The sequence below is a fragment of the Paenibacillus sp. Marseille-Q9583 genome, from assembly GCF_976954365.1.
This window is the reverse complement of sequence record NZ_CDRJTB010000007.1, coordinates 1-23,652: the sequence shown is the minus strand read 5'-3', so window position 1 is coordinate 23,652 and position 23,652 is coordinate 1. Positions and strand designations below refer to the sequence as shown.

General features: G+C 43.6%; 17 protein-coding genes. 11 read left to right on the top strand and 6 right to left on the bottom strand.

Annotation, left to right across the window (positions count from 1 at the left end; all coding sequences use genetic code 11):
- The first annotated feature begins 10 nt into the window (after nucleotides 1-10).
- The 11 genes from ACWNM1_RS05325 to ACWNM1_RS05275 all read left to right on the top strand — a co-directional run bounded on the left by ACWNM1_RS05325 (nucleotide 11) and on the right by ACWNM1_RS05275 (nucleotide 15,220).
- Nucleotides 11-2,455, top strand: a complete 2,445-nt coding sequence (locus ACWNM1_RS05325) for a glycoside hydrolase family 38 N-terminal domain-containing protein (protein WP_449600192.1) — start codon at nucleotides 11-13, stop codon at nucleotides 2,453-2,455.
- Nucleotides 2,456-2,483: 28 nt separating this feature from the next.
- Nucleotides 2,484-4,793, top strand: a complete 2,310-nt coding sequence (locus ACWNM1_RS05320) for a glycoside hydrolase family 3 N-terminal domain-containing protein (RefSeq protein WP_449600191.1) — start codon at nucleotides 2,484-2,486, stop codon at nucleotides 4,791-4,793.
- 21 nt (nucleotides 4,794-4,814) lie between these two features.
- Nucleotides 4,815-6,137 carry a glycoside hydrolase family 125 protein gene (locus ACWNM1_RS05315; protein ID WP_449600190.1) on the top strand — a complete coding sequence of 441 codons (1,323 nt, stop codon included), beginning with the start codon at nucleotides 4,815-4,817 and terminating at the stop codon, nucleotides 6,135-6,137.
- 53 nt (nucleotides 6,138-6,190) lie between these two features.
- A complete protein-coding gene (locus tag ACWNM1_RS05310; RefSeq protein ID WP_449600189.1) occupies nucleotides 6,191-8,008 on the top strand; it encodes a class I mannose-6-phosphate isomerase in 1,818 nt (605 codons plus the stop codon).
- Nucleotides 8,005-8,928 carry an ROK family protein gene (locus ACWNM1_RS05305; protein WP_449600188.1) on the top strand — a complete coding sequence of 308 codons (924 nt, stop codon included), beginning with the start codon at nucleotides 8,005-8,007 and terminating at the stop codon, nucleotides 8,926-8,928. The genes ACWNM1_RS05310 and ACWNM1_RS05305 overlap by 4 nt, the downstream gene beginning before the upstream one ends.
- A 196-nt stretch (nucleotides 8,929-9,124) precedes the next feature.
- Nucleotides 9,125-9,958, top strand: coding sequence for a DUF4362 domain-containing protein (locus tag ACWNM1_RS05300; RefSeq protein WP_449600187.1), 834 nt, complete (start codon nucleotides 9,125-9,127; stop codon nucleotides 9,956-9,958).
- Nucleotides 9,959-10,001: 43 nt separating this feature from the next.
- Complete coding sequence (locus ACWNM1_RS05295) at nucleotides 10,002-10,715, top strand: response regulator transcription factor (protein ID WP_449600186.1); 714 nt, start codon at nucleotides 10,002-10,004, stop codon at nucleotides 10,713-10,715.
- Entirely contained in the window at nucleotides 10,715-11,650 is a 936-nt protein-coding gene (locus tag ACWNM1_RS05290) for a sensor histidine kinase (RefSeq protein WP_449600185.1), read from the top strand. The genes ACWNM1_RS05295 and ACWNM1_RS05290 overlap by 1 nt, the downstream gene beginning before the upstream one ends.
- A 117-nt stretch (nucleotides 11,651-11,767) precedes the next feature.
- Nucleotides 11,768-12,688 (top strand): ABC transporter ATP-binding protein, encoded by a 921-nt coding sequence (locus ACWNM1_RS05285; RefSeq protein ID WP_042186309.1) that lies wholly within the window; start codon nucleotides 11,768-11,770, stop codon nucleotides 12,686-12,688.
- Nucleotides 12,681-13,373 (top strand): ABC transporter permease, encoded by a 693-nt coding sequence (locus ACWNM1_RS05280; RefSeq protein WP_449600184.1) that lies wholly within the window; start codon nucleotides 12,681-12,683, stop codon nucleotides 13,371-13,373. Before ACWNM1_RS05285 ends, ACWNM1_RS05280 begins: the two co-directional genes overlap by 8 nt.
- 206 nt (nucleotides 13,374-13,579) lie before the next feature.
- The gene (locus ACWNM1_RS05275) at nucleotides 13,580-15,220 is read left to right on the top strand and encodes a PAS domain-containing sensor histidine kinase (protein WP_449600183.1); all 1,641 of its coding nucleotides are present in this window, start codon (nucleotides 13,580-13,582) and stop codon (nucleotides 15,218-15,220) included.
- A gap of 59 nt (nucleotides 15,221-15,279) precedes the next feature.
- Here ACWNM1_RS05275 and ACWNM1_RS05270 read toward each other — a convergent pair whose 3' ends face one another.
- The 6 genes from ACWNM1_RS05270 to ACWNM1_RS05245 form a co-directional block, all read right to left on the bottom strand.
- Nucleotides 15,280-16,131, bottom strand: a complete 852-nt coding sequence (locus ACWNM1_RS05270; RefSeq protein WP_449600182.1) for a DegV family protein — start codon at nucleotides 16,129-16,131, stop codon at nucleotides 15,280-15,282.
- Between the two features lie 155 nt (nucleotides 16,132-16,286).
- Nucleotides 16,287-17,150 (bottom strand): AraC family transcriptional regulator, encoded by an 864-nt coding sequence (locus tag ACWNM1_RS05265; RefSeq protein WP_449600181.1) that lies wholly within the window; start codon nucleotides 17,148-17,150, stop codon nucleotides 16,287-16,289.
- Nucleotides 17,151-17,294: 144 nt separating this feature from the next.
- Nucleotides 17,295-18,977, bottom strand: coding sequence for a glycoside hydrolase family 13 protein (locus ACWNM1_RS05260; protein ID WP_449600180.1), 1,683 nt, complete (start codon nucleotides 18,975-18,977; stop codon nucleotides 17,295-17,297).
- A gap of 93 nt (nucleotides 18,978-19,070) precedes the next feature.
- Nucleotides 19,071-21,389, bottom strand: a complete 2,319-nt coding sequence (locus tag ACWNM1_RS05255) for a glycoside hydrolase family 65 protein (RefSeq protein ID WP_449600179.1) — start codon at nucleotides 21,387-21,389, stop codon at nucleotides 19,071-19,073.
- Nucleotides 21,390-21,711: 322 nt separating this feature from the next.
- A complete protein-coding gene (gene pgmB, locus ACWNM1_RS05250; RefSeq protein ID WP_042186321.1) occupies nucleotides 21,712-22,368 on the bottom strand; it encodes a beta-phosphoglucomutase in 657 nt (218 codons plus the stop codon).
- 223 nt (nucleotides 22,369-22,591) lie between these two features.
- Nucleotides 22,592-23,638 carry a LacI family DNA-binding transcriptional regulator gene (locus tag ACWNM1_RS05245; protein WP_449600178.1) on the bottom strand — a complete coding sequence of 349 codons (1,047 nt, stop codon included), beginning with the start codon at nucleotides 23,636-23,638 and terminating at the stop codon, nucleotides 22,592-22,594.
- Nucleotides 23,639-23,652: the final 14 nt, after the last annotated feature.

Below are 23,652 nucleotides of genomic sequence, written 5' to 3'. Positions count from 1 at the left end.
AGAGATCGAGATGTCCGTTAAACGGCCTTGGAAAATATACGCAATCCATCATTCTCATACAGATATCGGGTATACAGAGCGTCAGGAGAAAATTCAGCAGTATCATGTCAATTTTATTCGCCAGGTCCTGCATATTTTACGTGAAAGCAAATCGGGTCGTCGTCCGGAATGGCAAGGCTTTAAGTGGGTCTGTGAAACATTCTGGCCGATAGAGACCTTCTTGAAGCAAGCTACAGAGCAAGAGAAGATAGAGTTCGCTGAAGGTGTGAGACAGGGAGATATCGGGTTGTCGGGGACTTATCTAAATATGACAGAATTAATTGGTAAGGAGCTGTTCCAATCGATGATTGCGCGAGTGTGTGATTACGGACAGTCCATACAAATTCCTGTAACATCGGCAATGACAGCAGATATTAACGGTTTCAGCTGGGGGTATGGTCAGGTATTGCTGGATGCTGGGATCCAGAATCTGTCCACCTGTATTCATACGCATCACGGAATGTTCCCTTGCTGGAAGAAGCAGCAGCCGTTCTGGTGGGAGATGCCTTCAGGGGATCGCCTGTTGACGTGGAGCGGAGAGCATTATGTGTTCGGAAATGATCTGGGGCTTGTACCTGGCATGGGTGGTAAATATACGATTAAAGATGAATTTGATATGAGCAAGGGCGCGGATTTTGAAATTGCTGAACATCGGATCGAGCGTTATATCGATCGTCTGGTACAGGACGGCTATGCATTCGATTTCTTTCCGGCGATGTTCTCAGGCTTGCCTACGGATAATAATCCGCCAAATGCGGCGGCCATAGAGTTTATCCAGCAATGGAACGAGAAGCATGGGGAGCGTATTGTGATTCAAATGGCTACGTTAGATGACTTCTTTGCAGAGGTCCGTGCCCATGCAGCACAGCACCCGGAAGATATTCCTGTCTATCGAGGAGATTGGCCCGATTGGTGGACGGATGGGGTTGGGTCGACACCAAAGCATGTACAAGTATTCCGTGAGGCGCAGCGAGTGTATCAAAAGGTAAGAAGACTGGATCCTAATTATGACATCATATCCCCGGAAGCTATTAAAGAAATGGAATATCAATTAACGATGTTCGCTGAGCACACATGGGGCTATCATTCTTCGATTTCAGAGCCTTGGAACCCGTTTGTTCAAGAATTGGGCTTGCGTAAGGAGGCTTTTGCTGCAAATGCGAGCACCGCTGCACATCGTGCGTTGTACGAAATCCTTGAAGCCAAGGGAGATGCATTGCTTGCACCGGGGCGGCCGATGAAATTCAAAATTTGTAATCCTTACAGCTTTGTTCAAGAGGAACATGCCCACCTTATTCTTGAGGGCTGGTATTATGAGCAGATAAAAGAAGGGTTTGAGGTGCGTGATTTCAATACAGGTGAGGTGCTCCCATCTCAACTGCGCCTTGCGCATCGCGGGGTTATTGTAACCATTCCGGTCATTCTGGAGCCCCAGGAAGAAAAAGTGCTTCATATCGTAGCGGTTAAGCCAGCAAACAAAACCGCATATATGAACGATTATGTGGCGTCGGATCGTGTATTGGATTTGGATGTTACTCATGAAGTAAAGGACTTCCACGTGACATCCACATATGCTGAAACCCCATTTGTACGCATTGAATGGAAGAAGGGTGAAGGAATTACCTCTTGGAAGGATAAGCAGACTGGACAGGAGCTACTGCGTGCGGACCGGAATCATCATGCATTCACACCGGTGTATGATGTTACGCCAGCCACAAAGGTGGTCGAGATGACGGAGGTTCGTCGTCTTATGGGCCGTAATCGGAAAGGGCCGAATGCGATTGTATCTACAGGTGTGTTGACAAGTGCAGAAATTGTAGGACAGGGAGAGCTTTATAGCATGATTCAATTGACCTATGAAGTCTCTGGTTGCGAGCATTATTCCTTGTTCTTAACCGTTTATGCGGATCGTCCGCGTGTGGACGTGGCGGTACGCATGCATAAGGAAAGTGTGTGGAAACCTGAGAATTTGTATATTTCACTTCCGTTTGGCGGCGCATTGACAACTTCAGCGCAGGATCTGTGGGTGGATAAGATGGATGCACTAACTCGACTGCGTAAGGATCAATTACCAGGCAGCTTGGCTGATTATACGGCTGTTGGTGAAGGTGCTGCTTATATTTCGAAGGAGCAGGGAATTGTGATTGCGATGCCAGACACTCCGTTGATTCAACTGGGCTCCTTGGAGCATAAATATCGTCTACTTAATGGCGATGCCAGACTGGAACAGGACCCTGCGCACTTGTACGCCTGGGTGATGAATAACTATTGGGAAACCAACTTTGCAGCTACGCTTGGCGGCTTCTATGAATTCCGCTATTACATTACATGGGGTGAGAAGTTTAACAATCCTGAAGTATCGTTCGATATGTGTCGGGGGATGAATGCAGGAATCCTGGCGTGGAGACAATTCTAGTTCATGTGAACGGGAGGAATTGTAAGCTATGAGATATAAAGATTCATCTTTGCCGATTCATGAGCGTGCTATAGATTTATTGGCTCAAATGACGTTGGAGGAGAAGATCGGGCAGCTCCTCCAGCCCTTTGGCTGGAAGGCGTATGAGAAATCGGAAGGCAAGATTCAACTGACAGAAGTATTTAAGGAAGAAATTGCTAACGGTGGCGTGGGTTCTTTGTATGGTGTGCTGCGTGCAGATCCTTGGACAGAGGTAACGCTGGAAACCGGGTTGTCTCCTTTGGAAGGCGCAGAAGTAACGAATCTGATCCAGCAATATGCGATTGAGCATACACGTCTGGGTATTCCGATTCTGCTGGGCGAGGAATGCTCCCATGGTCATATGGCGATTGGCAACACCGTATTTCCCGTACCGCTTGCCATCGGAAGTACATGGAATGTGGAATTATTCCGGCAGATCTGCCAAACAGTGGCTGTTGAGACTCGCGCTCAAGGAGGGGCAGCAACCTACTCCCCAGTACTAGATATTGTACGTGATCCGCGCTGGGGGCGAACAGAGGAATGCTTTGGGGAAGATCCATTTTTAAATAGTGAAATGGCAGTAGCTGCTGTGAGGGGCTTACAAGGCGATTCATTAAATACAGACCATACGATCCTGGCAACATTAAAGCATTTCGTCGCGTATGGCAGCTCGGATGGTGGTCGTAATGCTGACACCGTGCGGATGGGAAAACGCGAGTTAATGGAGAAGGATTTGCTACCCTTCCAGAAGGCAATTGAAGCTGGGGCTAAATCTGTTATGACAGCTTACAATGAGATCGATGGTGTTCCGTGTACTTCGAGTAAGGAGTTATTAACAGAGGTGCTTCGTGAGCAATGGGGCTTTGACGGCTTCGTCATTACGGATTGTGGTGCGATCAGCCAGCTTAAACATGGTCACCAGATTTGTGAGACAGAAGAAGAGGCGGCGACTCTTGCACTTAAAGCTGGTGTCGATATGGAGATGTCTGGTGAAACATTTGGCAGATATCTAATGAACGCATTACAGCTGCAGTTGATTGACATTTCCGATATTGATCTCGCAGTCGAACGAATTCTGCGTGCGAAGTTTGAATTGGGATTGTTTGAACGTCCCTTTGTTGATCCGGCTACAGCACAGCGTGTCGTTGGACAACAGTTGCATTTGGAGATGGCGCGACAAGCTGCACGCGAAGGTATCATTCTTTTGAAGAATCATGATGAGGCTCTGCCGCTCTCCCCGTCACTTGGTAAAATTGCTGTTATTGGGCCGAATGCCAACAATATTTATAATCAATTGGGTGACTATACTTCACCACAGGAGCGTCATCACATCATTACCGTTTTGGACGGGGTTCGTGCTAAATGTGCAGGACTCAGCGAAGTGCTGTATGCTCCGGGCTGCCGCGTGAAAGATCCATCGAAAGCAGGCTTTGATATGGCAATGGAGGTGGCGTCAGCAGCGGACACCATTATTGCAGTTGTTGGGGGATCAAGTGCACGTGATTTCGGTGAAGGTACGATTGATTTGAAGACAGGGGCTGCCGTCATTACGGATCAATTTAGTCTTAGTGATATGGAATGTGGAGAAGGCTTCGATCGTGCAGAGCTGAACTTGTGCGGTGTGCAGCTTGATCTGCTGCAGAAGCTGCACAGCTTGAACAAAAAACTGATTGTTGTTTATATCAATGGTCGTCCCATTGTCGAGCCTTGGGTAGATGAGCATGCGGATGCCATTCTGGAGGCTTGGTACCCGGGACAGCAGGGCGGGCATGCGATTGCGGATATTTTGTTCGGAGACTATAATCCATCCGGCCGGCTTACACTATCCATTCCAAAGCATCAAGGGCAATTACCGATTTATTACAATAAGAAACGCTCCAGAGGTCATCGCTATCTCGAGGTGGACTTTCATCCGCAATATGTGTTTGGTTATGGTCTAAGCTATACAAGCTATCAATACGAGCATATTCGCTTGGATCAGACACAAATAGAGCTGGATGATTCTTGTACTGTATCCGTGGAGGTTACGAATATTGGCGATGTAGCTGGACATGAGGTTGTTCAACTATATATAAAAGATTGCACTAGCACAATTACACGCCCGGAACGAGAATTAAAAGGCTTTCAGAAGATTTATATGGAGCCTGGTGAGATGCGTACCATTCAATTTCATATTACTTCGCGGGAGCTGCAGTTTGTCGGTTCTGATTTGAAGTGGACGGTTGAGCCCGGCAAATTTGAGATCATGATTGGATCGAACGTAGGCAATACCATTTCAACAAGCTTAGAGGTTGTTCCTCGTAACTTGAGATCGTAATCACGGGAGGGTTACCAAATTATGAAAGAGCATCGTTTACCTACTATTGAAGTTAATAAGTTCCCTCTGCCTCAGGCGGTTCAGCAAGTTATGAAGGACGCTAGTGAACGTCTGGCTCATCGTCCGAAGCTGCGTCAATTATTCCAGAATTGTTTTCCAAATACATTAGAAACTACTACTAAGCTGTTGGATGACGGAACAACATTTGTGTTAACTGGCGATATTCCGGCGATGTGGCTGCGTGACTCTGTTGAGCAGGTTATTCATTATGTTCCTTTTGCCAAGGAAGATGCTGAGCTTGGGCGGATTCTAGAAGGCTTAATACGCCGTCATATGTTTTATATTCAAATTGATCCTTATGCGAATGCCTTTAACGAGTCAGCAAATGATTGGCACTGGAATGCAACGGATGAGACAGACAGCTCACCTTGGGTATGGGAGCGTAAATTTGAGCTTGATTCCATGTGCTTCTCATTCCGCTTGGCCTATCTATATTGGAAAGAAACTGGACGCACCGGGATCTTTGATGAAGTTTTCCGAACCTCACTACTGAAGATGTTGAACGTATGGCAGATTGAGCAGGAGCACAAGGAGCAGTCAACCTACCGCTTTCAACGTCACAACGGCATCATGATAGATACATTACGTAAGAACGGCTTGGGGATGCCGGTAAATAATGTTGGACTGATCTGGTCAGGCTTCCGCCCCAGTGACGATGCGTGTGACTTTCATTTCAATATTCCATCGAATATGTTCGCCGCTGTAACGCTTCGACAATTGCAGGAAATTGCTCAATATGTATATAGAGATTCAAAGCTCGTAGCTCGAATGTCGGCAATGGAAGAAGAAATCCGGCATGCCATTGAGCTTTATGGAATCATTGACCATTCCAAATACGGCAAGATGTATGCGTTCGAAACGGATGGTTTCGGTAACCATTTATTGATGGACGATGCAGGTACTCCGAGCTTAATGTCAGCGCCCTATCTAGGTTACTGTGCGCCAGACGATCCGATATATTTGAATACCCGCAAATTTGCTCTGAGTGAGGATAATCCCTATTTCTTCAAAGGAGAGAAGCTCAGCGGCATTGGCAGTCCGCATACTAGCACGGGATTCGTATGGCATCTTGCTTATACGATGCAGGGATTAACCGCAGTTGATCCTCAAGAAATGCTCGAGATGATTGAAATCTGTGAGTCGACAGATGCTGGTACTGGATTTATGCATGAGGGATTTGATGTCCATGATCCAACGAACTTTACGCGTGAGTGGTTCGCTTGGTCGAACAGCCAGTTCGCACAGCTTGTGTGGAAGGCATTGGAATCAGGCATATTGCCCTAAAATATATCACTATGAGCGGGATAGAGCTCACTAACTGTATAGGAGTGACAACTATGTTCGAGAAAAGACCTATTAACCCTATTCGGTACACTCAACAAATGAAGCCAGATACAGTTACGCCATATGCAAAATCCGGAGTCCAGCGAGGTTTTGAGGCAATACTGTCCCCGCTCCTACAACAAGCTGCGATGAATTCCAATAGTATTATTAATGTAGCTATTGACGGAACGCATGGTGCCCAATATCAACACATCCTGGCAAGGATCATAGATGTATTGGAACAAGAGGGGCATAAGACAGTTCTCATCGGAAGCAATAGCTTTATGAAGACAAGTGAAGAGCTGCGCACGTTCTTTGAAGCGAATATTACAGATAATCGTGCATTTGGTTATTTTTCGGATGCTAAGATTACAGATTATTTCATTCCAGAAGCACAAGATAAGATAGACAACTTCAAAAAACAGATTCAATTACCTGTCGACCAAACAACCTTCATTATCACGTTCGGACCAGGGGCCTATTGGCTTGGAAACGGCAACTACGACATTACCTACTTCTTGGATGTATCTCGTGAGTACCAGCAATTGGAACATAAAGCACATTTATTAAATTTCGGCTTTAGTTGGAACCGAGATGTGGTGGAGAAGTATAAAATCTGTCTATTTGTGGAATGGCCAGTGCTGGAAACTTACCGAAAAGAAGTATTGGATTCGATCCACTATTACGTGGATATGAATGAGCCCGAGTGTCCCAAGCTAACGACGGTCTTCACCCTACGCCAGATGATTGCAGACATCGCCAAGTCCCCTATGCGTGTGAAGCCGTTCTTCGCGCCAGGGATATGGGGTGGTCAGTATTTGAAAAAATTCGCGGAGCTTCCGAAGGAATGGGCCAACTGCGCTTGGAGCTTTGAGCCGATTGCACCGGAGAACTCTATTTTGCTGAAGTATAATGACGAAATAATCGAGGTACCCTTCCTCATAGTCATGCATTATGAGCATCCGGCCATTCTCGGGAATCGTATTGTCGGGCTGTTTGGTGATTATTTTCCGATTCGCTTCGACTACCTTGATACCATCGACGGAGATAGCTTGTCGTGTCAGGTACATCCGAAGCAGGAGTATATTCGTGAGACATTTAATGAATTTATGGCACAGCAAGAATCGTACTATATCATGGAGAATTTAGAGAATACATCTGTGTTCTTGGGACTGACCGAACAATGTACGAAGGAGGAATTCTTTAACGCGGTACACCATGCACAAGAAACTGGTGAACCCATTCAAATCACTGACTTTGTTAATCAATATGAAGCGAATAAGGGGGATTTATTCTTAATTCCTACAGGGACCGTTCATGCCTCTGGAAAGAATAACTTAGTACTCGAAATATCCTCTACGACATGGTGGTTTACGTTCAAAATCTACGATTTCCTTCGTAAAGGAATGGATGGCAAGCCACGTCCTATTAATATTGATCATGCCTTTGACAATATTGATTTCGATAAAAGAACGGCATGGGTAGAGGACAATTTGATTCCTAAGCCAAGCTTGCTGCAAAAGCAGGGGATTAACGAGGAGTATGTTCTTGGGCAGCGTGAAGATCTACTGTTTTATGTTCATCGTGTGCACTTACATGATACATGGGAGGACCATACAAATAACGAAATGGTAATGTATAACTTGGTTGAGGGAGAAAAGGTCCGTATAGTATCCTGTTCAGATGAATCTATATATATCGAGTTACAATACGCGGAATCATATATCCTCCCAGCCGTGTTCGGTGCCTACAAAATAATAAATATCGGAAACAAGCCATGTAAGCTAGTGAAAGCTGGCGTATCCAAGGTCTGGGATGTGAGTCTCCTTTGAAGCCTAAAGTCGTGATCGCTTTAGACGTGGGAGGAACCTTTATTAAGTCTGGTTTGGTCGTGGATGGAGAATTGCTGCAGGCTAGCTGCAAGCAGCATCCTGCCCTTGCTGATCAAGATGCCGATGTGATTATAGAGCAGTTTATTTCTATATTCGAAGATCAATATCAGTTCTATACCGTTACACTAGGGAAATCGGCAGACTGTACTTGGAATATCGGTCTCGCTTTTCCTGGACCCTTTGATTACCAGCAGGGTATCTGTTATATTCAGGGGCTTAGTAAATATGAGGCGTTGTATGGTGAGAATATACGAGAAGTATTATATACCCGGTTCAATGCTTTACAACATACGGAATGGGCGAAGCACCTGCTGCAGGCAGATATTCGCTTTGAGAATGATGCGAAGCTGTTTGCCTTAGGTGTAAGCAGGTTATTTCCAAATGAACGATATATTTCGTTAACGATAGGGACAGGGTTAGGCTCCGCATTTATTGATCGTGCATCGATCCTGAACGAAGGACCAGGCATTCCCAAGGACGGTTGGCTTTTTGATAAACCTTTCCTAGAGCACTCCATAGACGATGCCTTCTCACGACGCGGAATTCTTTGTCTGGCTGAGCAGATGGGAGCTCTAGAAAAAGGAATGGACGTGAAGGAACTCGCAGAACAAGCAAGAAACGGGAATAGCTTGTGCTGCAAGGTGTTTGAAGAATTCGGTACACGATTGGCTAGGATGCTAAAGTCCTATGTTATAGACTATCAGCCAAACCGCATCGTTATCGGCGGACAGATTGCTAAAAGCATCGATTTATTTAGCCCTGCCCTCCAGAAGGGATTGGCTGATTCATCTATTAGTATATTTACTTCAGAAAATGTGTTCGAACACACGCTTATCGGAATTTCAAGATTGTTTGACTGATCTCTTGGATTCAATTGAAACTGAACAATAACTAGGGCTGATTGGATATCCAATCGGCTTTTTTTCTTTGCTGTCTAATTTTATATCAATTCCTCTATCATCAGATATCCCTCTGAAGGGATACCCAGCCCCCGTTATTATTGGTATACTTTAACAAATGAATCTACATATGGAGTGTTTAAGGAGGTTATGATCGATGAGATCGAGCGGAATTCTTCTTCTATTAATAACACTTATAGTAACCGGTTGCTTTAATCTGCCATCCAATGGAGAAGAAAAATTCACTACTACCATTAATGAACAAGAAGATGTGATAAACAGCCATGGAATGATTGTTAAGAATCTTAAGAAGCTGGATGCTTTTATCCAAAATAAAGCGGGTACGCAGCGTGTGGTTCATTACACAATTGAAGGTGATCCGATCTTTAATGACTTGAAATATACTGACCAAGGGATTGAAATGCGGCATGATAATTCCGAAGATAAGTTTGGTAGTCCCCAAGTAACCACATACACTTGTCAGAACCTTGTTAGAAACGAAACGGATAATCTCTTGTCGTATACCTTAACGGGCTGCGAGGGCAAACAAGCAAAGATCGAGCTGCTACAGATTCCTTTTGACGTCACGAAACAAGATAAGTTTGAGTTTGTTTTAAAGTATGGCGTGAACTTAAAGAATGAGATCAACACCATTGATATGAAGCTAGTAAAAGATCTCCAGAATGGGGAAGTAGTCGAGGTTAGCGATTTTGAGCTTTCTGAACAGGAACGAGGACAAATCTATAAAGAAATGGTACTAGCGAATTACTTAGGTGAAAAAGAATTATCTACTGAGTGTAATCGAAAACCTGCTGTAAGTTACGATTTATCGGTTCAGATTAATAGTGGAGAGCGTCATTATCAGTGGACGGAATGCCAGAATACTGAGGATGACGGTCAGATGACCGAACTAGCCCAAGCGATCATTAAAATCGTGCAGGCTGGAAGCATTTATAAGCAACTGCCTGAGGTTAAGGGGCATTACGAATAATCTAGCATTCATATTTATTCTCAAATCATTGGAGGCAGCATTCATGCACCGTATATTATTAATTGAAGATGACGAAGCAATTAGTGAAATGGTTAGGTCCTATTTAGTAAAAGAGGGCTATGAAGTGGAAATGGCGTTTGATGGTGAAGTAGCGGAAAGGACATTCCGTACTAGTAATCCTTTTGATCTTGTATTATTAGATCTCATGCTGCCCAAGCGCAGCGGTACTGATATTCTCCAGACGATCCGTGCGACAAGTCTAGTTCCTGTATTGATCATGTCAGCCAAGGACAGCGATGTGGATAAAGCGCTTGGACTTGGCTTTGGGGCGGATGATTATATTACCAAGCCATTTTCAATGATCGAATTAGCTGCAAGAGTGAAGGCTGCGATTCGAAGAGCGGGTTATGCTACCCCCACTATCCAACCGGAAGCTCCAATTCCTGCGAAGCAAAAGATTTCCATTGGTGGCCTGACTGTGGATTTGGATAATTTCTCTGCGCTAAAGAACGGGGAAGAAGTGAAGTTAACGTCTAAGGAATTTCATATTCTTAAGCTGTTCGTTACACATCCGGGCAGGGTCTTCACCAAAGCGCAGATTTATGCTAGCGTGTGGGCAGATGATTATTTCGGGGATGAGAACGTTATTAATGTACATATGAGAAGATTACGCGAAAAAATAGAAGATGATCCCTCCCATCCAGAGTTCATCAAGACGCTGTGGGGGATCGGATATAAGCTGGGAGAGCAGCTATAATGAGCATGGCGCTTAGTGTGGTCATTGTACTCCTGCTCGTCGTCATTGGATGGCAATATCAGCATTCGCGTAAAGCTTCCAGAGACCTGAAATATATTCATGACAAGCTAAGTAGCATCATGGCTGAAGGTTCACACGAAAGACTGCTGTTATTCAGTAGTAATGTGGAGCTGCAAAGTGTGCTGATTGATCTAAATCGGCTGCTCGACATTAATCATAAAGGAAGCATTGAGCGCGTGAAGCTGGAGAAGTCGATGCGTAATATGCTGTCGAACATTTCCCACGATCTTAAGACTCCGCTAACGGTAGTACTCGGTTATATTGAGACGATTCTGCAGGATGAACATATGCCAGCCGAGGAACGGGAACGTATGATGAACACAATTCACCAAAAAGCGAATGAAGTGATCCATCTGATGAACAAGTTCTTTGATTTGGCCAAGCTGGAATCGGGGGATCGGGAAATCAATCTTACACGTGTTGAGGCAGGCGAGGTGTGCAGACGTAATATTCTCTCTTTCTATGATATCCTTAGCGCCAAGGGCAGTGAGGTGGAGATAGAAATCCCTGATGACTCGCTTTATTTCATGGGAAACGAAGAGGCGCTTGACCGGATATTGACCAATTTGTTATCGAATGCGATTGCTTACGGGGATGCCGGAGGCGTATTAGGTTTGAAGCTCTATAGTGATAAGAACAAAGTATACATAGATGTTTGGGACAGGGGAAAAGGCATTAGTGAAGTTCACCAGGATAAAGTATTCGAACGGCTCTATACACTGGAGGATTCGAGAAATCGATCATATCAAGGGAGTGGTCTGGGTCTGACGATCACCAAAAGATTAACGGAGCAGATGAATGGTACCATTACACTGGTTAGTCAACCGTTTGTGAGAACAGTATTTACCCTTTCTTTTCGTAGATTAAGCTTCTAAAGAATGAAATTGTGTACAGCTTAAGATTTTTGTAAGAATCGAGTAATAAAAAAGAAAATTCTGCTGTGTACAATAAGAACTAAGGAAGACGAGACGAAAACAAAGGGGAGCACGGAAATGACTACGATACTTCGAACAAGAAATTTAACGAAAACCTACCAAGGCAAAGAAGCCGTTAGCAATGTGAATATGAATATTAAACAAGGTGAAATTTATGGCTTTCTTGGACCGAACGGTGCCGGCAAAACAACGGTCATGAAAATGATCACGAACCTCGTTAAACCGACGAGTGGTGAGATTGAGTTTTTTAATGAAAAAATGACAAATCATTCGTATGAAATGCTCAAACGGATGGGCTGCATCATTGAATATCCAGTGTTCTATGATAAACTCACAGCCAAGGAAAACCTGATCCTGCATGGAGAATATATGGGCTATTATGATCCGCAAGCGATTGGTGAAGCGCTGGAGCTGGTAAAGCTTACGGGTATCGATAAAAAGCCGGTGAAGCAATTTTCGCTTGGGATGAAGCAACGCCTTGGTATTGCCAGAGCCTTTATGACGAAACCGGAGCTACTCATTCTGGATGAGCCGATTAATGGACTAGACCCTGTGGGAATCAAAGAGATGCGTGAAGTGTTCCGGATGCTTAGCCGTGAATACGGAATGACGTTACTTGTATCTAGTCATATTCTGGGGGAAATCGAGCAGATTGCTGATACTATCGGTGTGATCCGGCAGGGTGCTCTGGTAGAAGAGGTGGCGATGGATTCCATTCGCGGTCAAAATACAGAATATATCGAAGTGGTTACGAATGAGATTAACAAAGCAGTGTACGTGTTGGAGCACAAGCTTGGCCTCAATAACTTCAAAGTACTAGATCATATTACAGTAAGAATCTATGACGGTGGAATCTCACAACGTGATCTGAATAAGGCGTTAGTACTAGCAGATGTGGAAATTGAAAGCATCAGCAAGAAACAACATACGCTGGAAGATTATTTTTTACAATTGATTGGGGGTGAGGGCGTTGCTTAAATTAATATCTTTGGAAATTCAGAAGAATAAGCTAAAAACTCTTCTTACAGGGGCAGCAATCGTCAATCTCGCTATTCTTGGGTTTATGATTATGGTTTTATTCGTTGATCGAAATGAGAATGAACCGTCGTTCGCTTCTTACGCAGATATGTTTGAGGGTGTGTTCGTTTTTGTTAAGGCTGCTTATATTATTTTCGCTTCCGTTATTATTAGCAAGCTGGTGATTGATGAGTATAAGAACAACACCATTACTCTTCTCTTCATGTACCCTATCTCACGTAAAAAGCTAATGACTGCGAAAATATTGATAGTGTTCGCCTTCACATTTGTTGCCATCATCGTGTCAGACATTGTGGTTGGCGCTATCCTAATAGGATTCAATTCTTTTGTAGGGCTTATTCCGGGTGAGTTAAACCTTCCCATGATCACTTCAGAGCTGATCAAGTTAGGCGCAAACGCATTTTACGCAGCGGGTATTGCTTTGATTCCTTTGTACTTTGGAATGAAGAAAAAATCAGTCCCTGCCACCATCGTCTCGGCGGTGTTAGTTACCTCCCTAATTTCTGGTGGATTTGATCAAGCACGCTTAGGTAATTTAGCGGCGGTGTCGATCTCGCTTGGCTTGATAGGAGCAGGTATTGCCTATATGGCGATTCGCAATATTGACCATAAAGATATAGCCTAAAATATTTATAGAAATCCCTCTTAAGAATCTCAGTACGATGTGTAAGTCATCGTGGTTGGGTTCTAAAGGGGGATTTAGTGTTTATCTGCGACCGATTAAAGTATATTTGCTATAATGATCAAAATAGAATAATTTAAAATTTGAGATGATTTCTGCTCATTTTAGGGTAATGATAATGGATGAGAGAGCCTGAGGTGAAATGAATTGTGGATAAAGACTGGACGTCCATTCTAACACGATTGCTTTCGGAAGAGAGCGCTTATAAATCGTTATATGACCATCATCCTAATTTGATATTTGTGTTGGATCGGCAAGGTCGCTGCGTAGGAACGAATCGTACGTTCTATCTAGAATCCATTGCAGAAGCATCGTTCCAAGATATAGGTCTGACAGCACTTAAAAGAATATACCTTGTTGATGGAGCTAGTTTTGAGGCTGCCCTGCAAGGGAATCCCTCTAGCTTTGAATTGCAAGATCTGAACAATCCCAAAGCGGACGTTGTGAAGGGAAACTTTGTTCCTATAACGATAGACGAGGGAATTGTCGGGGTATTCGCGATCATACAAGTGGATAACAGCAACTATCATCATTATTTGGAAGGGTTACATGACTGGCTAAACGCATTAGCAGATTATTTTCATGCTAAATTATCGGATAAGGTAGAACTAGAGTCAAACTTCAAATCTACTTTTGCTGCTGAAGTTGAAGATAAACGAGCGAACCTTATTCTGAACTCCGTCTCAGCTGGAATATTCGTACTAGATAATATAGGGCGAACGCTCTTTATTAACCGTGAGGGAGCAGATATGTTAGGTTACCAGCCTACAGAATTGGTTGGCCTGAAGCTGATGGAATATATTCATCAAATCCAAGGTGATGGCTCACGTTATTCAACCCCTGTTTGTCAGATCAGTCTTACAATTGCAGATGGAATTATCCGCAGGAAAGACGATGAGATCTTCTGGCGTAAGGATGGAACCAGCTTTTTTGTCAATTATCGGGTCTCGCCTCTTATGGATGGGGGGATGATCTCAGGAGCAGTTATTGCTTTTAGTGATATTACGAATGCGAAAGAAATCATTCGCGCTAAAGAATCTGCAGAACAGGCGGCGCAAGCCAAATCTGATTTCTTAGCGATGATGAGTCATGAAATTCGGACACCGATGAATGGAATGATAGGGATGTCAGATCTTTTACTTGAAACTGATCTTGGAGAAGAACAGCGGGGGTATGTCGAGATTTTACGAAGCAGTAGTTACACGCTTTTACAGATCTTGAATGACATTCTTGATTTCAGCAAGATGGAAGCGGGCAAAATGCCACTACAATCCGAATCGTTTGAACTTCGAGAGATGATATCGGACATCATTGATTTATTTACGCCTAAAGCCGAAGAGAAGAAGCTGGCCTTGCGGTGGTGGGCGGATACGAGTGTTCCAACAACGTTACTGGCTGATCCGATCCGTTTGCGACAAATTATTGTCAATCTGGTAGGCAATGCTCTGAAATTCACAGAACATGGGAGCGTTACACTATCGGTTAAGAACATTCCACTTTCGGATTCAAAAGAATATTTATTGGAATTCTCTGTCCGCGATACAGGTGTTGGGATTGCCGATAATAAACTCAATTTATTATTTCAATCCTTCTCACAGCTGCACCCGACCATCAATCGTAAATATGGCGGTACAGGTTTGGGACTCGCGATTTGTAAGCAGCTGGTTGAGCTGATGGGTGGGACAATCTTTGTAGAAAGTGAAGAGAATAAAGGTTCAACGTTCCGGTTTATGTTACCCTTCATAAAAAAAGAGGTTGAGTTAAATTCAACTTCAAATCAAGAGGGGTAAACGCACAAATCCCCGGTCCATTGACTTACGAAGCAATGCCGGAGATTTGCGTTAGATTATTAATTTTGAAGCATATACATGAGACCTACAGTATGTGGGCCACAATGGCTACCAATAACACAACCTGCGTTGAGGATAGCGATCTCATTCACTTGAGTCTTCTCTCGTATCGCTGTCTCTAGATAGCGGGCATCTTCTTCCGCTAAGGTATGAACAACGATGAGCAGCTCTTTATCCATCCGATCGACGTTAACCAAGGCATTCTGGAGCATTTGTTCCACGGCTTTTTCTTTTTTGCCACGAATTTTACTAGTAGGTACGATGCTGCCGTCTACAAGTCTAAGGACAGGACGAATTTTTAGCAGACTACCGATGAAATTCTGCATGCCTGAACAGCGTCCACCCATATATAAGTAATCTAGCGTATCTACCACGAATTCTGTTTCTACAAGATTACGACTCTGCTTCAGCATAGCTGCAATCTCAATGGCACTGTGACCTTTTTCAGCGGCTCTGACAGCTTTCATAACGAGAAGAGCAATGCCTCCACATAAAGTCTGTGAATCAATAACCTGTACACGCCCCTCAGGAAATTCCCCAGCGGCCAAAAGCGCATTCTGATATGTAGAGGATAGTGATGAGGAGAGACTGATATATACAATATCATCTCCACGGCTAATTACCGGATGAAAAGCGGCGATAAAGTCAGCTGGCGAAGGCGCGGCCGTCTTTGGCAATACTCCGCTTGCTGCGACACGGCGATACACTTCTTCTGGTGTGATATCTTCACCATCTTTGTAGGTTCCTTCTTCAAATACTACGTAAAGGGGAACGATGCCGATATTAAAAGTATCCTTCCAGCCTTGAGGCAAATCGGAAGTGCTGTCTGAAAATATTTTTACAGTAGACATGAATTTCTCCTTCACCGATAATCGGACGACAATAGTCATTATTGAATCACATAATCTATTTATTATACCAAGATTGAGCCGATTCTCAAAATGAAATAGTAGAAATTTTGAAAGAAAAAAAGACTATCCGGAATTCCGAATAGTCTTAGTAAGCATTAATTTTTTTTCATAACCGGTATCCAGATCTCGCAGCGATAATCCTCTGCATCAGGTCTTCCCGGAAGGTATAACTCAAACTCGGGTCCTCCTGTATGCTCGTAGCCTGTTGCAGGGAACCATTCTTGAAAGATCCGTGACCATGTTTGTTGAATAGCATCCGGCATCGGTCCTACCGAGGTAAACACAGCCCAACTCGCTGCTGGAATCGTCGTAGAAGCAAAGCCCTGAGCATCCGTCTCTGGAGAGGCTTCGACAGCAATCCAATAGGAGAAGATTTCTTTTTCATGATTGAAATCTTTACAAATACCAAGGATGTCCTTATCAACACCGATCTCTATCAGCTTATCCGACGTACCATTTTCGTTAGCTTCAATCCACAGCTGGGGAATACGGCGTAAATTCTCCCCATCTTTCGTTGTCATTTCCTCTACTAGTCCGATAACATTAAAAGCGTCTTTTTTCTCAATTCTGTAGTCCATTTCTTTATCTCCCTTCAGTGATAGATGGAAGGAGAGTCTAGGGAAGGCTTTGAGCTGTACCCCTGACTCCCGCGCAGCAGAAGGAGTAATTCCATGTGCTTTGCGGAATGCTTTGGCAAACGACTCGGGAGAGTCATATCCGTATTTTAATGAGACATCTAGCACCTTAACTTTAGAAATAGCGAGTTCCTGTGCCGCCAGAGTTAGTCTCCGTTTACGGATATAGTCTTTGACTGATACTCCGGTAAGCATGTAGAACATACGCTGGAAGTGAAAAGGGGAGGAATAAGCAACCTTTGCTATATCTTCTATATTAAAGGGTTCCTCCATTTTACTCTCCATATAATCTAAAGCTTCTTTCATGCGGATAAGCCATTCCAAGCCTGCCATCTCCCTTTGAGTTCATACTATCATGCCACCATTTGCAAATCCTGTTATTCCTTGCTCTCTAATGACAGGTTGTTGATGGAAGAATGATCTTAACAAAATCATCCTATATAGTATAACTCAGGAAGGTGGAGAGAGTTAGCTTTGTAATCTGTACACTCTTGCTTCGTAAGGACGCAGAATTTCTTGTGTTGGTGATTCATCCGGGTAATTTCCAATGATTAAATCAGTAACGTTGCTCAGCTCAGCGGAGAGATCTACGGTTTGAGAAGCCTCGTTGAAGTTCAGCAGAATCAGCCATTGTTCATCCTCTAAAGTTCTGGTATAAGCATAAATGTTCTCATGGTCAGGCAACAGTAGCTTATATTCTCCATATACCATAATCGGATTCTCTTTGCGTAAAGCAATTAGTTTCTGGTAGTAGTAGAAGATTGAATCAGAATCCGCCAATGCTTGCTCCACATTAATTTCCTTGTAAATCGGATTTACTTTGAGCCATGGTTCTCCCTCAGAAAATCCAGCATTAGCAGATGCATCCCATTGCATTGGGGTACGGGCGTTGTCTCGGCCTTTGACATGAATAGCGTTCAGAATCGTATCATGATCTGCGCCACCCTCAGTTACTTTTTCACGGTACATATTCAGAATTTCGATGTCTTTATAATCTTCCAGCGTTGTGAACTTTACATTCGTCATCCCAATTTCTTCACCTTGGTAAATATAAGGGGTACCTTTAAGTGTATGTAGTAAGGTAGCAAGCATTTTGGCAGATATTACGCGATACTTCCCATCATCACCAAATCGTGACACCATACGTGGCTGGTCATGATTGTTTAAGTACAGACTATTCCAACCCTTGTCAGCCAGACCGACCTGCCATTTATGAAGTATGTCGCGCAGCTTAGTTAGTGTCCATGCGGCTACATCCCATTTCCCTCCTGGGCCGGAATCTACGTCCATATGCTCGAATTGGAATACCATTTGAAGCTCTTCACGATCTTCGTCTGTGTAAAGAACGGCATCCTCTACCGAAGCCCCTGGTGTTTCCCCAACGGTCATTATGTCATAGCCCGAAAGAACCTTTTGGTTCATTTCATGTAAAAACTCATGGACCCGGGGGCCATTCATAAAGTAATCGCCACCCCAAGCAAGTTCCTCTGGCGCCTCGCCCTCGATTTGAAAGGAAGGTAGTCCTTCCGCTTTAGAAATCAAATTAATGACGTCCATCCGTAATCCATCCACACCCTTGTCGAGCCAGAAGGTAATCATCTTGTATAATTCCTCGCGCAGCTTTGGATTGTCCCAGTTGAGATCCGGTTGCTTGCGTGAGAATAGATGCAGATAATATTCACCGGTTGTTTCATCTAGTTCCCAAGCCGGACCGCTGAATATGGAGCTCCAATTGTTTGGGCGTTCGCCATTCGGTCCACCTGGACGCCAAATGTAGTAATCACGGTACGGATTATCCTTTGACGAACGGGACTCTACGAACCATTGATGTTCATCTGAAGAGTGGTTGATGACAAGGTCCATCATTAGCTTAATGCCACGATCATGCAGTCCAGTCAGTAGTTCTTCCCAGTCTTTTAGCGTGCCAAACTCATCCATAATATCTTCATAATCGCTGATGTCATAACCATTATCATCATTTGGCGATTTATATACTGGTGACAACCACACTACATCGACACCGAGCTTCTGCAAATAATCCAAACGTGAAATGATGCCTTGCAGATCTCCAATACCGTCACCATTACTATCTTGAAAGCTGCGTGGATAGATTTGATAGACGACAGCTTCCTTCCAAAAGGTTCTTTTCATTAATAATCACTCCTTATATAGGATATCCATTTAGGATAAAAATAAAGAGACCCTAAAAAGCTATTAGCTTCAAGGGTCTCTTGTGGTGTCGGTTTATACTGTGACGGAATTGCTGTCAGCAGTGATGCTGCTTAGTCCGTTCACGGTATATTCTTTGTCATAGATAGTAATAGAAGCTGGGATGTCTGTTTCATTCGTAACCGTAACCTGTGCGTCCGAAACGCTTACTTTTAGACGGGAGCCGCGGAACATGATTTTGAAAGAGTATGCTGTCCAGTGACCTGGGTTCGATGGGCTCAGGGTCAGTCTGCCATCATGTACACGTAATCCGCCAAAGCCATGTACGATTGACATCCAAGTACCGGCCATACTAGTGCTGTGTAAGCCGTCTTCGGTATCATTGTTATAGTTATCAAGATCCAGTCTTGAAGTACGCAAGTACATTTCATAAGCCTTATCCTTATATCCTAGTTCGCTGGCTAGAATAGAGTGGATACAAGGGGATAGGGAGGACTCATGAACAGTGATCGGCTCGTAAAAGTCGAAATTCCGTTTTTTGGTATCCAGATCGTAACGGTCCCCTAGGAAATATAATCCCTGCAGAACGTCCGCTTGTTTAATGAAGCAAGAGCGAAGGATACGATCCCAAGACCATTTTTGGTTTAGTGGCAGGTTCTCAGCTGCCAGATCCTTGACTTGAATAATCTCTTTATCAAGGAAGCCATCTTGTTGCAAGAAGATACCCAGTTCTTCATCCGCAGGATAATACATTTTGGCAATGATATCATTCCATTTTGCGGTTTCGCTCTCTTGGAGTCCTAGTTTGTCAACTAGTTCTGCATAGCGTGTGGATTCGTTCTTTTTCAGATAATCCAGAGCTTCTAAGGTATATTCCATCGTCCAGGAAGCCATCCGGTTAGTGTACCAGTTATTATTTACGTTATTTTCATATTCATTAGGTCCCGTTACGCCAAGCATCACGTATTTGTCTTTACGATTTGCATAGTGAACACGTTCTTCCCAGAAGCGGGAGATTTCCACCAGAACTTCAAGGCCATATTGACCAAGATAAGCTTTGTCTCCTGTGTAGTTCACATAGTTGTAAATCGCATAAGCAATAGCACCGTTACGGTGAATTTCTTCAAATGTAATTTCCCACTCATTGTGGCACTCTTCGCCATTCATTGTAACCATTGGGTACAATGCGCCTTTTGCGAAACCAAGCTTACGAGCATTTTCCTTAGCCTTCTCCAAATGCTTGTAACGGTAAATCAACAGGTTGCGAGCAATAGAGGAGTCTGCTGTACTGAGATAGAAGGGAACGCAATACGCCTCTGTATCCCAGTAAGTGCTGCCGCCGTATTTTTCACCTGTAAAGCCTTTAGGTCCAATGTTCAGACGGTCATCTTCACCATTGTAGGTTTGGTTTAGCTGGAAAATATTGAAGCGAATCGCTTGTTGTGCCGAAACGTCACCTTCAATAATGATGTCGCTTTCTTTCCATTTCTCTCTCCAAGCTTCTATTTGTTCTGTCAGAAGGGTTACAAAACCAGCTTCCTTAGCAGCTTGCAAAGCAGTTTGAGCGGCATCGACCAATTGTCCAAGACCGTGATTACGCGAGGTTACGTTAGCAACATATTTATAAATGACGACTTGATCGCCAGATTGTACGGATACATTCATTTTGCTGGCTACATATTTCTCTTGTTCAATGGCTTCAGCATCAGCGTTGACTTTCTCACCGTTGACAAGGATATCAAAAGCCATAGCAGAGGTTACGTGGAAATCGAGCTTTTTAGTCTTAAGGGTGAGGTGTCCACCTTCAGTGCCAGCTTGCTTCTCAACTTCATTCCAGAATTTCTCGTCGTAGTTGGAATCCTTGTTCTTCACGTCACCATCGAGATAAGGAGTGATCGTAATCTTGCCTGAGAAATTCACAGGAATGATGGAGTAACGAATAGCACCGATTTCTTGACGAGTCATGCTGACGAATCGGATACTCTCAACCTTAACTTCCTTACCATCTTCGAGTGTGGCAGTGAAACAACGGGAAAGCGTACCTTCCTTCATGTTAAGAACACGACGGAAATCGGAAACCGTACATTTTGCCAGGTCTAAAGGAGTTCCTTCAATGTCGATGTTAATACCGATCCAGTTCGTGCTGTTCAGTACTTTAGCAAAATATTCAGGATAGCCGTTCTTCCACCAGCCGACCCGTGTTTTGTCGGGATAGTACACGCCAGCCATGTAGCTGCCTTGTAGGCTACTTCCACTATATTGCTCTTCAAAATTAGCTCGACCACCCATAAATCCGTTGCCAAGGCTAAATACACTTTCAGAGATTTCTTGTGTCTGTGGATCAAAGGATTCTTCAATAATGGACCATTCATCAATTGTTAAATATTGTTTCACGATAACCGGCTCCTTTAAATATGTTGTGGGGATATATAATGAACAAATCATTCTTCCATTAAAATTCCGGTGGTATAAGTGCGACTGCGAGGAATCTTTGGACTTTCGATCGCTGTTATAATCAGATTTCTATATTTTAGCCGCGTTTTGCGGATGAAATCTGATTATAAAGGCGAACGCTACGCTTCTACAGTTCCAAAATTCCTCTCCGTCACCTCATCACCAGAAATCTAATGATTAATACTTAGTTCATTTAATTGTAGGTTAGATGCAGCAGGGCGAATCCCATTAACACTTTCAGTTGATTAATGTTCGTTAGACTTTAAGCAAAAGATTTTTTGAGTTGTGACACACTCATATGAGCGAGCGATGGAACGACGATGTTCGCCGCATTGAGCGTTTCCGGTGAACCGATACCAACGCTGAACATTCCAGCACGCGACGCAGCTTCGATTCCTGCTTCTGCATCTTCGAAGACAACACAGTGTTTAGGATCAGCGCCAAGTGCTTTAGCTCCTAAAAGAAAAACTTCCGGATCAGGTTTAGCAGCACTTGTGTGTGTGCCATCGATGATTGCATCAAAGTAAGGGGTCAATCCGGTATTATTTAATATCGTCATTGCGTTCTTACTAGCAGAACCGAGGGCAACTTTGATGCCATTCTCACGGCACTCTTTCAGAAAATCAAGCGCACCTGGCAAAATCTCTGAGCTGTCCATTTTTGCAATATATTCGACATATCGATTATTCTTCTGTTCCGCAAGCTTAGCTTTCTCTTCTTCATCGATAGTTAGTCCGCCGATTTCCAGCAAAATATTTAGCGAGGCAGTTCTGCTGACTCCTTTAAGGCGTTCATTATCCTGTTCTGTGAAGAGAAACCCTAATCCATCTGCAAGCTCTTTCCATGCGATATAATGGTATTTGGCAGTATCAACGATAACACCATCCAAATCGAACAAGCAGGCTTTAATTTCCGTCATTGTAGTACCTCCTAAAATTTGTGACAGTATCTTGATCCATTGGGTGATCGTATCTGAATTTGCTCTCAATTCGTATAAGCTTTGCTAAAGATGTTAAGTTTATCTTAACCTCAGATTCGAATATTCACCCTGAAAAGAACAGGATCAAGAAGTTTTAGTAATTTAGCGCAAACGTTTGTACAGATTTTCAAAAAATAAATGAAGCGTTGATCGCTTCACTTATTCATTCGGTTTTGTTCTTAGCATGAGAGTACATAGAAGACTCTCTCACGATCAGGCGATGTGGAATAACAAATCGATTTGTATAACCAGCATCGTGGTTCGGTCTCTTGATATTCTGGATAAGTACCTGAGATGCAGTGTAGCCAAGATGATAAATTCCAATATCAATACTACTGATCGGAGGGCTGGATAATTCAGATAATGGAATATTGTTAAAGCTTACAATAGCGAGATCGTCAGGCACTTTGTATTTCAGTTCATTCAATCCGCGTAAAATTCCGAACGATACCATATCATCCACTGCAACTAGAGCAGTAGGCCGGTTAGGCAAATTCATGAAAAAAGACATCGCTCTATATCCGCTATCCTGTAGAAATTCACCTTCTACAATCCATTCATCACGCATTTCAAGACCGCTATTCAGCAATGCCTTACGGTATCCTGCGAGACGATCGCGAGAAACAATTAGATTAGGCGGCCCACTTACGAAACCAATACGTTCATGACCCATTGAAATAAGGTGGTTTGTAGCATCATATGCTGCCATCACATTATCGTTATCGACAGATAAAATATTCTCATATCGATCACTTCGGCCTACCAGTACGAATGGATAATCGTTACTCTCTAGAAAATCAATAACAGCATCATCTGTTCGAGAGTAAAGCAGAATAACACCATCTACTCGACGACCCTTTAGAAGTCTTGAAACGGCTTCCAATTCTTCCTTCTCGTTTGCTCCGGAGCTAATTAACACGTCGTAGCCGGAACGGCTAGCTTGTGTAACGATCCCTCGGATTAATTCCATAAAAAATAGATTTGAGAACAGCTCTTCAGCTGGTTTAGGAAGACTGAAGCATATGCTATTTGTAGTTTTCGACACTAGACTCTTAGCCATCATGTTAGGTGTATAGCCCATATCTTCCATAATAGCTTTGACCTTGCGGGAAGTTTCCAGGCTGATTCTGGGGTGATTGGACAATACCCGGGATACCGTGGAGGGAGATACTCCCGCTTTCTTGGCCACATCCTTAATGGTAACTGTCATAGAAACCTCCTTAT